The sequence below is a fragment of the Acidipila rosea genome (genome assembly GCF_004339725.1).
In the GTDB taxonomy this organism is placed as follows: Bacteria; Acidobacteriota; Terriglobia; order Terriglobales; family Acidobacteriaceae; genus Acidipila; species Acidipila rosea.
In genome coordinates this window covers 920,779-933,558 of record NZ_SMGK01000001.1, presented here as the reverse complement: position 1 = coordinate 933,558, position 12,780 = coordinate 920,779, and the positions used below count along the sequence as shown (strand labels likewise).

Below are 12,780 nucleotides of genomic sequence, written 5' to 3'. Positions count from 1 at the left end.
TATCTTCATTTGGTTTTACCCAAACCGGAATGCCTGGAGACGCGAACGTCAAGAAAAAAGCGAACAGGATATCGACTCTCGCGTCTTGGCAGCGATGGCAAATCCAGCCTTATGGAAAGGGCCGCGACCAACGACTGGTGCGGGGATTCTACTCGTCAAGTCAGCCGAGATGGCAGAATACCTTAGATCGAATCGACACCAGGTGGCTGAAAGTTTTGTACGGCTTGAGACACAAGGAAAAGTGAGACGCAGCAAAGGAACCTTGGGCGATCCATCTCCTTGGTGGTTCATCGTGCCGCTTTAGCCTAGTCGACGCGGCGTCGAGCCTACAACTGACTCTCCACAGCTACGCCCATCGCTTCAAGTGGCGATACACAGATATACGACTTTCTCAGAAAGCGCATGCTCCGAGACGGGAGTGTGCGGAAATATTGGTGGAGGCGGCGGGAGTCGAACCCGCGTCCGAAATCGATGTCAACAAAGAGACTCCATGCTCAGCCGCATTCCGAAGGTTTCGCACCAGGAACTCAGAAGCGGCAAGATGCGCCTGGCACTAGTCCGATGATCTTAACTCCGTGACACGGACCGAGCCACGAAATCCAGCCTGCTGTGCGACGTTCGCTCGCGGCCCACAGGCAAAGCCACGGAGAACGGCAACTTATTTAATTAAGCTGCGTATGCCAGTTGATGATCGGCAATTATCATTTTGCGAGCGATTAAGGGTGCCCACACCCCTGCATGCCTCTTTGCCGCGAACAATCCCGTCGAAACCGTGACGCCCCCAGTCCTGAAGCGGCAACTTCAGTGAGTCACCTTCAGTATACGCCACCGCGCAGAATAACTTTGCACTCGCGCGTCGCTCCTGCAGTCGATCAATCCGCCTGAAAACCCGGAGTAACCCCGCGGCCCCGGTCGTTTTTTCATGAAACTATCCCCTGCTAAGCTAATCCAAATGTCATTCCAAGCAACAGGGCAAACCAACCTTGGCTAAGCAGATAGCCGACATCGAGGACTGGCACGACTGGAAGCCGAGTCATAACCCATGGCTGGTCGCGCTCACCGTCACGCTGGCCACGTTCATGGAGGTGCTCGACACCTCCATCGCCAACGTTGCCCTGCCCCACATGGCAGGGTCGCTGGGCGCCAGCCAGGATGAAGCGACCTGGGTGCTGACCAGCTACCTGGTCTCAAGCGCTATCGTCCTGCCTATCTCCGGTTGGCTCGCTACCCGTTTTGGGCGCAAGCGCTTCTACATGACCTGCGTGGTCATTTTCACCGTCTGCTCGGTGCTGTGCGGACTGGCCCAGACGCTGCCCATTCTGATCCTGGCCCGTGTGCTGCAGGGCATCGGCGGCGGCGGCCTGGCGCCCAGTGAGCAGGCCATTCTCGCCGACACCTTTCCTGTCAGCAAGCGAGGACAGGCCTTTGCTCTCTATGGAATGGCCGTCGTGGTCGCGCCGGCCATCGGGCCCACGCTCGGCGGCTGGATCACCGATAACTTCACCTGGCACTGGATTTTCTTTATCAACGTGCCGGTGGGCCTGCTCTCTCTCTATCTGAGTAACAGGATGGTCGAAGACCCACCGTACCTCAAGGTCCAGAAGGACAAGGCGGGTAAAGTCGACGGCATGGGGCTCGGACTGGTTGCGGTGGGTGTAGGCTGCCTCGAATTCGTCCTCGACAAGGGCCAGGAGAAGGACTGGTTCGGCAGTCCAATGATCACGACGTTTGCCATCATCGCCGTAACCTTGCTGGTCTTCTTCGTCTGGTGGGAGTGGAACCACGAGGATCCAATCGTCGACCTCAAACTGCTCAAGAACCGCAACTTTGGCACTGCCGTCTTCCTGCAACTGATTCTCGGCATGGTGCTCTTCGGCACCACGGTTCTGATCCCGCAGTTTCTTCAGGTACTGATGGGCTATACCGCCGAGCGCGCCGGCATGGCGCTGTCGCCTGCCGGTTTCATGATGATGCTGATGATGCCCATCGCCGGCAAATTAGTTGGCAAGATGGATGCGCGGCTGATGGTCGCCTTGGGCTACTCCGTCACTGCGATTGGCCTCTACAACCTCACGCGGCTCGACCTGAATGTAAGCTTCGGACAGATTGTTCTCTGGCGCATGTTTCAGGTCATGGGGCTGGCCTTCATCTTCATCCCCATCAGCACACTGAACTACGTCGGCGTTCCCCGGGACAAGAATAACCAGATCTCAAGCTTTTCCAACTTTGCGCGTAACCTGGGCGGCAGCGCGGGTACGGCGATGCTGACCACCTTCCTACAGCGGACGCAACAGGTGCACCAATCCGTTCTTTCCGCCAATACGGTTCCGGGTAGCTTCGCCTACTCCCGCTACCTGAGCCAGACGGAGCAGGCGTTGATGCGGCTCGGCCAGGGTTCTGCGGCTGCTTCGCAGATGGCGGTGGGCCGCGCCTACCAGCAGATGCTCAGGCAGTCCTCGATGCTGAGCTACATGAATGCTTTCTGGTGGCTCAGCGTGATCATCGCCTGCCTGGTTCCGCTGCCCTTCATCATGCGCAAACCACCCAGGATGAAGAAGCTGCCGGCAGAGGCAATGGGACATTAAGCGCAGCCGGGCGCTCTAAACAGCCCCGGTCTGCTGCCGTTCCTTCCATAAACGGTAGAGCCCCCACGCAGCGATCGTGCAGGTGTCCTGGATGGTTCCATCGAGCAGCATCTGCTCAAACTCTGCCACCGTGGCAGAGCGGAGTATGAGATCGTGCTCTTCCGGATCAGGATCGACACCTTCATGGGTCAACCCGGTGGCAAGGTAGACGTGCTGCTTCTGCTTGGCAAAGCCATAGGCGATCCACATGGTGCCGAGGTAGATCATCTTCTCTGCACTAAAGCCTGTCTCCTCGCGTAATTCGCCGCGCGCGAGCTGCTCCGGATCGATATCCGCCGTCTCCCAGCCGCCCTGCGGCAGCTCCAGGCAACGCTGCTGGATCGTGTAGCGAAACTGCTCGATCAGGTAGATTCGGTCCCCGTCGAGCGGGATAACCACGGCGCAATCATCCTTATCGACGACGCCGTAGATGCCCGGCACGCCATTGCTGCGCTCGATCTGATCTTCGCGCACGCTGAGCCAGTTGTTGCGATAGACTTCGCGACTGCTGAGTGTTTTTATGCTCATACGAGGGTGACTTCATTGTGCCATGAAGTCACGCCACTGATGTTTCTGCTGCGTTATTCGGGCTCGCGTGCGGGTAGACGCGAGCGCCCGAAAGCAGCAGAAACGTGGAGTCGCGCGGTTCATGGATTCTCCGGGCAGAAATGCTTACAATGCTTTTGCTTCAATAGGGAGAAAATTTAACGTGCAAAGCACAGCTCGCGATATCCTCCGCCGGCTCAAATACGCAGGTTTACTGTTTGCGGTCATCCCGGCCTTTGCCCAGGCTCCTTCCGATGTTGCCGTGCGGGTGGACTGGAACCATCCACTGCTAACGTCGAAGACGACGGCGACGCTGCAGGTAGTGGTCAATCCCCTGCTGGAGCGCGCTTCCCCGATCCACGATGCGGTCTTCGCCAACCTGAAGTCGCTGGGGGCAGACTATGTTCGCTATGTGCCTTGGCTGCCCTATCCCAAGCTGGCAGTGGCGGAGATGGAGCCGCCGACCAAGACGACGACTTCGTGGGACTTCAGCCGGATCGACCCGATGACTACGGACTTTCTCGATGCCACAGCCGGCCACCCGGTCATCGTCAACTTCAGCACTTCGCCGGCATGGCTCTACAAAACTCCGAAGCCGGTTCCCTATCCCGCCAATCCTGATGACGTGGACTGGGACTACACGCAGGGCACACAGCTGATTGACCCCAGCGGGAAACAGCTTGGCGACTACTATGCGCGACTGGTGGACTGGTACACCAACGGCGGCTTTATCGACGAGAATGGCAAGCGCCATGACTCCGGCCACCACTATCCGATCGCGTACTGGGAGGTAGGCAACGAGGTCGACTCCGAGCACCAGACGACCGCCGAGGATTACACTCAACACTACGACGCCATTGTGGCGGCGATCCACAAGGACAACCCGAAGATGAAATTCGTCGGGCTGGCGCTCGCCGACCCCAGCAGCCATCCAGAGATGTTTGAGTACTTCCTGAACCCGGCAAACCACAAGCCCGGCATTCCGCTCGACATGATCTCCTACCACTTCTATGCGACTCCGTCGGCTGGGCAGACCGTCTCGGACTGGCAGTACACCTTCTTTGACCAGGCGGAGCGCTTCCTCTCGACCGTGCGTTATATCGAGTCAATACGCAAGCGTCTGTCACCGGAGACGCGGACGACGCTCGACGAAATTGGCTCAATTCTGCCCGGCGATCCCGGCACTCCGGGGAAGGCCGAAAAGCCGATCAGCCCCTACTACTGGCAGCTCTCAGGTGCGCTCTATGCCGATGTCTACCTGGAGACCGTGAAGCTGGGCATCGACGTGGTCGGCGAATCACAACTGGTCGGCTATCCATCGCAGTTCCCAAGCGTGACGCTGCTCGACTGGACCACTGGCGCGCCGAATGCCCGCTTTGCAGTGCTGCAGCTGATCAAAAGCAACTTCTCAGCCGGCGACACAGTGGTCGATGTGAAGCAGGACAGCTCCGCAATCGCGGCGCTGGGGTTTGTGCATGACGGCAGGCGCAAGCTGCTGCTGGTGAACAAGCGCAACCGCTCCATGCGGCTGGAGCTGCCACCGGAGTTCAGCCACGGCGAAGTTTCAGGCGTCCAAAGCTCGCGAAACGGTGCAACCGTCCAGACCTATCGAGCCAGCTCGACTAGGCTGATGCTCGATCCTTTTGCGGTAATCGTCGTCGCACAGTGATACATTAGCTTCGTCTAGTGAATCGCTTTATCAAACGGGAGTCTGACGGTGTACTTTCTTGGTCTGGATGTGGGAACGGGCGGCACGCGCGCTGTCCTGGTAGATGAACATGGCAAGCTGATCGCCTCCGCAGCGAGTGAACATGCGGCTTTTCGGAGCCCGCAGCCGGGCTGGGCCGAGCAGGATCCGGAGGACTGGTGGCGCGCCGCGCAGGAGTCGATCAAGGGCGTCATGGCGAGCAGCGGCGTAAGCGCTGCCGAGGTGAAGGCCCTCGGGCTGACCGGCCAAATGCATGGCGCGGTGATGCTGGACGCGGAGGGCCGCGTGCTGCGCCCCTCGCTGATCTGGTGCGATCAGCGCACCGGCCCGCAGTGTGACTGGCTCCATGCGAAGCTGGGCCGGGAGCACCTGATCGAGTTGACGGCCAACCCGGCGCTCCCCAACTTCACGCTGACCAAGCTGCTCTGGGTGCGCGATCACGAACCGGAGATCTTCGCGCAGATCGCGCATATTCTCTGCCCCAAGGATTACGTACGCTACCGGCTGACGGGCAAATATGCGATGGACGTGCAGGAGGCCTCGGGCACGCTGCTGCTCGATGTGGCGCATCGCCGCTGGTCCTCTGAAGTGGCCGCGGCGGCGGGGATCGACGAGGCGTGGCTGCCCGAGCTCTTCGAGTCACAGGAAGTATGTGCAGCGGTATCGGCTGAGTCTGCAGCCCTGACCGGCCTGAGTGCCGGAACCGTGGTAGTGGCGGGGGCAGGCGACCAAGGCGCGGGAGCCGTGGGCATGGGCATTCTGCAGCCTGGCTCCGTCTCGGCGACGATTGGCTCCTCGGGGGTGGTGTTTGCGGCCACAGCGGAGCCGACGCGCGATCCGCTGGGGCGGCTGCATACCTTCTGCCATGCGGTGCCTGGACGCTGGCACGTGATGGGTGTGACGCAGGCGGCGGGGCTCTCCCTGCGCTGGCTGCGCGAGGTCCTGGCGCCGCAGGAAGACTACACGGCGCTGACGGCGGACGCGGTGGACGTGCCCGCGGGCAGCGACGGCGTGCTGTGGGCGCCGTATCTGTTGGGCGAGCGGACACCCCATCTTGACTCGCATGCAACGGCGGCTTTCTGCGGAATTACAGCAGGCACAACGCGCGCGCATCTGGTGCGGGCGGTGCTCGAAGGCGTGGCCTATTCGCTCAAGGACACCTTTACGCTTTTCGCCGAGTTGGGCATTCCGGTGAACGGCGTGCGTCTGGGCGGCGGCGGCGCGCGCAGCCCGCTGTGGCGCGCGATCCAGGCGGGCATCTACAACTACCCGTGCGACGTGCTGGTGGCGGAAGAGGGCGCGGCCTTTGGCGCTGCGCTGCTGGCGGGTGTGGGCGCAGGAGCGTGGCCGGATACGGATGCGGCCTGCGCGGCGGCGATCGAAGTGGCGGAGCAGATCATGCCCGAAGACACGGCCGAATATGAGCGCGGTTACCAGGTTTACCGTCGGATTTATCCGGCGCTGCGGGCGATTCGGGGAGAGTAAATCAGCCTAGAATTGGGAGCCTTTTGCAGCCAAAGTGCGCGCTCGGAGGGCTTATTCCCGCACTGAATATGGTGCAAATCCAGACACGAGCGATAATTGTTATCGCCTGATAATGATTATCGCTCGGGGAGCTTGCGGCTTAGAGTTCGAGGCTGTTACGAAACTCATCGCTTCGCTGTCCCAGCTAACTTGTGAGGACTGATCGCCTCATGCCAGCTCGGCAGTGCTGATGAGATTGCGCGGCGAGTTGATCTCGCTCTCGGACAGATTGTTTTATGCTCAGCGTATGGTTTCGAGTCTAGGACTCCGCGTGAAGGCGCTAGCTGCTCTACTGGTTCTTGCGTTCTTCGGGGGTTTCCCATGTCGCGCTTCGGATCTTGCGTTGGTTGACGCCAAGATATATCCGTCCCCGACCGATCCACCGATCGAACACGGCTCCATCTTGATCCACGAAGGTCGCATTCTCGCGGTTGGACCGCGTGCGGATGTCAAAGTCCCGCGGGACGCTAAGATCATCGACTGCACAGGCCTCGTTGTCACCGCCGGCTTCTGGAACAGCCACGTCCACATCCTTACGCCCGGCTTGATCCACGCAGACAAGCTCTCACCGGATGAAACCACGGCGCAGCTTCAGGCGATGCTCACGCAGTGGGGATTCACTACGGTATTCGACATCGCATCTGTCCTCAACAACACGAACCTGATTCGTCACCGCATCGCGACCGGCGAAACGAAAGGTCCGCGCATTCTTACCGTGGGCGAGCCCTTTTGGATCAAGACTCCGATCTACGTCAAAAGCTTCCTCGAAACCAATCACGTCAATATCCCGGAGATCCAGTCCACGTTAGAGGCGGAGGAACGGGTCAAACAGCAGGTTCACGATGGTGCTGATGGAATTAAGATATTTGCCAACTCCATCGAGCCAAACGTTATTCTCACAATGCCAGCTGATATGGCCCGAGGCATCGTGGCCGAAGCTCACGCGCTCGGCAAGCCCGTCTTCGCACACGTCTCTAACAACAAGGGAATCGAGATCGCGCTTGAGAGTGGTGTAGACATCCTGGCCCACACGACGCCCATCGATGAACCTTGGAGCGCGGCCTTTGCGCAGCGCTTGGTCGGAGCGCACATGGCGCTGACACCGACGCTCACCCTGTGGGAGTATGAGTCCCGTAAAGGCAGCATCTCCGCCGCCGACCTTGAGCAGGTTATGAATCGCGCAGCCGAGCAGTTGAACGCGTTCTTACGCGCGGGAGGTGACGTCTTGTTCGGAACAGACGTCGGGTATACCGATGTCTTCGACACCAGTGAAGAGTTCAAGTGGATGTCTCGGGGAGGCATGAGCTATCAGCAGATTCTCGCGTCACTGACCACAAATCCTGCTCGGCGTTTTGGACTCTCCGCGCGCAGCGGACGCATCGCAAATGGCTTCGACGCGGACCTCGTGGTCCTCCGCGCGGACCCATCCCGAGACGTCACTGCTTTCTCACAACTTCGTTACACCATCCGCAACGGTATTGTCATTTACAACAGCGGATCCAGACTGGAACCCTAGAGCGTCACATTAGGAATGATAGAGTCGGCATCGCGACGATGGCCTACAACCTAAAGCGCATCATGAATGTGCTTGGGATAGCAAAACTGACGAAGGAACTCCTAGTTGCCTCATAGAACGGCCACCCGATTTATCAATCAAGAACCGTGAGAGCGTTAGGCTGATCGCCGACATTTCTTAATTACTCGACCGGGTGGGGTTTCGTAACGACCTCTTTCCTGCCCGCCGAAGGTCTGTCGTGCGTGGTGGACGTTTTTTCCGAACGGGCCGGGCGCGACTGCGAAAGCTGCTCAAGAAAGCCTCCACACCCCGCTCCAGTCCACCTTTGGGGCCGGATGCCCCGAACGCACCAGAGTGCTCAAGAGTGGCGTAGCCATGCAAGAAGGACCAGATAGCGACTGCGGCGGCGGTATCGTCCTGCAGTCCGGACACCGCGCTTGCAGCCTCGACCACGAGCTTCCAGACGGCTTTGCCCGCCTTTGAGGCATACGTCTCGGGACGGCGGCTCTGCAAGAGGAACGTGTAGAGCTGAAATCGTTCCCGCGCAAACTGTAGATACGCGTCAACCGTTTTGCGGAACCTGATCTCCGGGTCTGGGCTGGCGGACGCAGCCTGCATCCTGCCCAGCATCGCATTCAGGATCTCTTCAACGACTGCAACTTCGAGCGCTTCCTTCTGCGGAAAGTAGCGATACAAACTTGGCGCCTTAACGCCAAGTACCGACGCGACTGCTCGCAGCGAAAGGCCATCGGCACCATCCTGTTCGATCATGTGAACGGCCGTTTTCAGGATGTCGGCTGCGGACAGAAGTTTTGGATAGGCCATAAATTACATTGTAAGTCTTGACAGGTCTGAGACGAAGGCTTACGGTGTAAGCTATTAAGTTGTCTGATGCTGATAACACGATTTTGAAGGAGTGAATATGCCCTTTATCGCTGGCATTGTTCTTTTCGTTGTCGTGGTCGGGCTGGTCGATCGTCGGCTTCCCTGGCCATCTGCCAAGAATGGGGAGAGCGCCCAATGATAGCTGGGCACTTTGGTCTTGCCGCAATCGTGAAATCTCGTGAGAGATCCGCGCCTCTTTGGGCCCTCATGCTAGCCACAGCGTGGCTCGACATTATCTTTGTTCCTTTGCTGCTTGCTCATCGTGAAAGTCTGCAACCGATTCATACGGGGTACGGCGGCATGATTATCCATGCGGACTACACACACTCGATGGTCGGCATGTTGGCACTGTCCGCAGCCTTAGGGGCTATGTTCTTACCCAGACTGGGCAGGAGAGTCGCGCTGGTTATCGCGGCAGTCAGCGCGTCTCACTGGATGCTTGATCTCGTCGTCCATCGTGCTGACATGCCTGTGCTGCCGGGAAACCTCGGACACCTGCCATACCTCGGCATGGGACTCTGGAATCATCCACCGGCGGCGGCATTCGTGGAGTTCATTCTCGTGGTCGCAGGCGCCTTGATGTACTGGCGTGCAGCGCTGGACGTCTCAGCCAAAGCGGAAAGAAATGGAAGACTAGCATCGATTTCCGCGGCAATGATCGCGGCATTCGGACTACTTGTATTGTTTCTGGATTACACAAGTTAAGGATTTTGACGAGCCTGGCGCCTCCTGAGAACAGCTCCTGTGAAAGAGAGCATGATACTTCGGGATACGACGCGCTCGTCGTGGGCGAGCAGCTGACGATTTGCATGAGCCGCGTGTCGGCGACATGAGGGCTCAGAGAGTAATCCGTAGCTGGGAAGAGTTCTTGCGATCCCAGGTCTCAGAATCGAGACGTGGGGCATCCGGCTTCATGCGGTCGACGCGGCGATAAAGCTGACGAATGCTGGCCGACTATCTTATTACTCATCAATAAATCCACTTAGCCTGGGGCGATTTGGTACTGGACCGCCCTTTTCTCGCCAGTTATATTCGTAACCGATTTGGGAGACGACTTTGACCGGACGGTTCGGCTTTACAGGCTTGATCGATCCAATAACACCGGCTGCAGCTCTGGTGTCGAGAGCTCGTCAGGGAGGAAGTCTCAGGCCAGACATCCAACTCCCATTATTTTGCCGCACCCTTGATTCACCCAACCTCTTTCTCGTCCAACCTTCACATCCGGTTGAACTCTGATGCGGAGCGAGCCGTATATCTCAGTTCGGTGTCAGCAAAGGCATCACCAGCAAGTCAGAACTTTTGCAGCCACTCCCTAACGGAGCACACAATGAACGCCCTCTGGAAAGACATCAAGCACGCGCTGCGCATGTTCGCCAACAACCCCGGCTTTATCTTCGCTGCCCTGGCGGCACTCACTCTGGGAATCGGGGTCAATACCGCCATCTTCACTGTTGTCGATAGTGTCCTGCTCAAACCGCTCGCCTATCCGGACGCGGGCCGCATCGTCCTGTTCATGCACACATCGCCCCAAGGCAACGGACCTGTCGCTTCCGCCACCGACTTCCAGACATGGCAGCAGCAGACCAAGGTCGTGCAGGATGTCGCCGCCTATGACTTCGGCGGCCCCGGCTACAACATCACTGGCGGTCGTCCTGAGCTCGTCCAGGGCCTCCATGTTACGCAGAGGTATTTCGCTCTCTTCGGCGCCCCGGTCATCCTCGGACGCACCTTCACACAAGAGGAAGACCGCCCCAACAGTGGCCACCTCGTCGTTATCAGCTACGGCCTGTGGCAGCGCCGCTTTGGCGGCGACCCACACATCGTCGGCAAGGCTCTGATGCTTGGAAATGAGCCTTACACCATCCTCGGCGTCATCGGAAAATCCTTCTATACCGATCCTCCCGCCGACCTCTGGCTGCCCTTCCAGTTCGACCCCAACAGCAACGATCAGGGCCACTACTTCCTCGTCGCTGGCCGCCTCAAGCCCGGAGTCACCCTGGCCCAGGCGAACGCCCAGATGAAAATTGCCGCCGACCAGTTCCGCCGCAGCTATCCCAACATGCTCGATCCTCACGAAACATACGGCGTCCAGCCTCTCCGCGATGCCATCGTCAGCGGCGTGCGCTCCTCGCTCTTCGTGCTCATAGGAGCCGTGAGCTTCGTCCTTCTCATCGCCTGCGCCAATGTCGCAAATCTCCTCCTCGTCCGCGCTACGGGGCGCAAGCGCGAATTCGCCATTCGCTCCGCCATGGGAGCAGGCCGCGTGCGCATCATCCGCCAGCTGCTCACCGAAAGCATTCTGCTCGCCACCGCTGGAGGTATCCTCGGGCTCCTCCTCGGCTTCGTCGGCGTGCGCGCTCTTCTCGCTCTGAACCCCGGCGATATTCCTCGCATCGGCGAGCATGGGGCCGCCGTCGGCATCGACTGGCGCGTTCTACTCTTCACCCTTGGGGTTTCCGTGTTCACCGGAATCCTTTTCGGGCTCTTCCCCGCCATCGGAGCGGCGCGACCCAATCTCAATGCCACGCTCAAGGAGGGCAGCAACCGCGCCGGTACCGGATTCCGTCAGAGCAAGGGCCGCTCGCTGCTTGTGATCAGCGAAGTCTCGCTCGCCCTCATCCTCCTGATCGGCGCCGCCCTGCTCATTCGCACCTACATCGCTTTGCGCGGCGTTAATCCCGGATTCAACCCGCACCACGTCCTCACGCTGGAAATGTCTCTGACAGGAGACAAATATCAGAAGACCGCCGGGGTCGCCCAGCTAATCCGGGATGCGCGCGAGCGTCTTAACAGCATTCCCGGCGTCGAAGCCTCAGCTTCAAGCTGCTGCATCCCCCTGCAAGGCGGTTTCGGACTGCCTTTCAATGTCGTAGGCCGCCCCACCGGCAAAAGCCCCTACACCGGCGGCGCCGGCTGGATGAGCGCTTCACCCGGGTATTTCTCCGTTTTCAAGATTCCCCTCCTCCAGGGCCGTGACTTCAACATACAAGACTCCACCGGAGCCGCCGGGGTGGTCATCATCAATGAAACTATGGCCAAGCAGTACTGGCCCAAAGGCAACCCCATCGGCCAGCAGATCATCATCGGCAAAGGCATCGGCCCCGAGTATGTAGAGCCCGCCCGCCAAATCATTGGTGTCGTCGGAGACATCCGGGACGGCGGTCTCAACCGGGAACCGCGCCCGCTGATGATCGTGCCGCAGTCTCAGGTCCCAGACGGTCTGACCGCGCTCAACGCCCGCATCGGCCCCATCGCCTGGCTCGTCCGCACCCACGGCGATCCCCACCAGTACATCTCCGCGATTACCGAGCAGCTCCGTCAGGCCAGCGGAGGCTTCCCCGTCGCCCACATCCGTACCATGGATGAAGTGGTCGTCCTCTCCACCGCGCGCGAAAACTTCAACATGCTGCTGCTCACCATCTTCGGGGTCTGCGCGCTCATCCTCGCCTCCATCGGCATTTACGGCCTCATGGCCTACTCCGTCCAGCAGCGCACGAAGGAGATGGGCATCCGCATGGCGCTCGGAGCCGACCGCGCCAAAATCCGCAACCTCGTCGTTCGCCAGGGCATGACCCTCGCCATCATCGGTGTCGTCATAGGCACAGGAGCTGCCTTAGGCCTCACTCGCCTCATCGCAAGCTTCCTCTACGGAATCAAAGCTTGGGACCCGCTCGTCTTCATCTCCGTCCCTATCATCCTGACAATGGTGGCACTCGCCGCCACGTGGATTCCCGCTCACCGCGCCTCCAAACTCGAGCCCATGTCCGCACTCCGCGTCGAATAAGTGGGCTTGTGGCGAAACCGGAGGGCGACGCACGAGGTGATGAAGCCGGCAAGGTGTTCCGCGAGGGGAACAGGGCAGGGAGCCGTCGTAGTTGCACGCGCAGGCGACGGACTTGAGCATCATCTCCGCAGAAGCTTGCCGATATCTCCAGTTGCCAGCCGAGAGAGTTGACAATGGTTTCCATGGAAATCAT

Annotated in this window: 8 protein-coding genes and 1 other RNA gene; 6 read left to right on the top strand and 3 right to left on the bottom strand. The window is 59.4% G+C overall.

What is annotated here, in order from left to right:
• Positions 1-432: 432 nt before the first annotated feature.
• Positions 433-783: a transfer-messenger RNA gene (ssrA, locus tag C7378_RS03875) on the bottom strand.
• 200 nt (positions 784-983) lie between these two features.
• Between ssrA and C7378_RS03870 the strand changes: the two genes are divergently transcribed.
• Positions 984-2,585, top strand: coding sequence for a DHA2 family efflux MFS transporter permease subunit (locus C7378_RS03870; protein ID WP_243648050.1), 1,602 nt, complete (start codon positions 984-986; stop codon positions 2,583-2,585).
• 15 nt (positions 2,586-2,600) lie between these two features.
• Here the strand turns inward: C7378_RS03870 and C7378_RS03865 are convergent, their stop codons facing one another.
• The gene (locus C7378_RS03865) at positions 2,601-3,152 is read right to left on the bottom strand and encodes an NUDIX domain-containing protein (protein ID WP_131991928.1); all 552 of its coding nucleotides are present in this window, start codon (positions 3,150-3,152) and stop codon (positions 2,601-2,603) included.
• Between the two features lie 181 nt (positions 3,153-3,333).
• Here C7378_RS03865 and C7378_RS03860 point away from each other — a divergent pair, with 181 nt between their 5' ends.
• The 3 genes from C7378_RS03860 (at position 3,334) to C7378_RS03850 (ending at position 7,918) form a co-directional block, all read left to right on the top strand.
• A complete protein-coding gene (locus C7378_RS03860; protein WP_207901323.1) occupies positions 3,334-4,839 on the top strand; it encodes a glycosyl hydrolase family 39 in 1,506 nt (501 codons plus the stop codon).
• A 48-nt stretch (positions 4,840-4,887) separates the two neighbouring features.
• On the top strand, positions 4,888-6,363 hold the full coding sequence (xylB, locus tag C7378_RS03855; RefSeq protein WP_131991922.1) for a xylulokinase: 1,476 nt from the start codon (positions 4,888-4,890) through the stop codon (positions 6,361-6,363).
• Between the two features lie 382 nt (positions 6,364-6,745).
• Entirely contained in the window at positions 6,746-7,918 is a 1,173-nt protein-coding gene (locus C7378_RS03850; protein ID WP_243648049.1) for an amidohydrolase family protein, read from the top strand.
• Positions 7,919-8,095: 177 nt separating this feature from the next.
• Here the strand turns inward: C7378_RS03850 and C7378_RS03845 are convergent, their stop codons facing one another.
• Positions 8,096-8,743 carry a TetR/AcrR family transcriptional regulator gene (locus C7378_RS03845; protein ID WP_131991919.1) on the bottom strand — a complete coding sequence of 216 codons (648 nt, stop codon included), beginning with the start codon at positions 8,741-8,743 and terminating at the stop codon, positions 8,096-8,098.
• Between the two features lie 267 nt (positions 8,744-9,010).
• On the opposite strand from C7378_RS03845, the gene C7378_RS03840 reads away from it, so the two are divergent.
• Both C7378_RS03840 and C7378_RS03835 read left to right on the top strand, forming a co-directional pair.
• Positions 9,011-9,508 carry a permease gene (locus C7378_RS03840; protein WP_243648048.1) on the top strand — a complete coding sequence of 166 codons (498 nt, stop codon included), beginning with the start codon at positions 9,011-9,013 and terminating at the stop codon, positions 9,506-9,508.
• Between the two features lie 622 nt (positions 9,509-10,130).
• Positions 10,131-12,587 (top strand): ABC transporter permease, encoded by a 2,457-nt coding sequence (locus tag C7378_RS03835; RefSeq protein ID WP_131991913.1) that lies wholly within the window; start codon positions 10,131-10,133, stop codon positions 12,585-12,587.
• The last annotated feature ends 193 nt before the right edge of the window (positions 12,588-12,780 follow it).

What these genes read in the sequence shown, in the direction of transcription:
- C7378_RS03845 (WP_131991919.1), bottom strand. Translation starts at nt 8,743, where the DNA reads ATGGCCTATCCAAAACTTCTGTCCGCAGCCGACATCCTGAAAACGGCC.
- C7378_RS03840 (WP_243648048.1), top strand. Translation starts at nt 9,011, where the DNA reads ATGCTAGCCACAGCGTGGCTCGACATTATCTTTGTTCCTTTGCTGCTT.
- C7378_RS03865 (WP_131991928.1), bottom strand. Translation starts at nt 3,152, where the DNA reads ATGAGCATAAAAACACTCAGCAGTCGCGAAGTCTATCGCAACAACTGG.
- C7378_RS03835 (WP_131991913.1), top strand. Translation starts at nt 10,131, where the DNA reads ATGAACGCCCTCTGGAAAGACATCAAGCACGCGCTGCGCATGTTCGCC.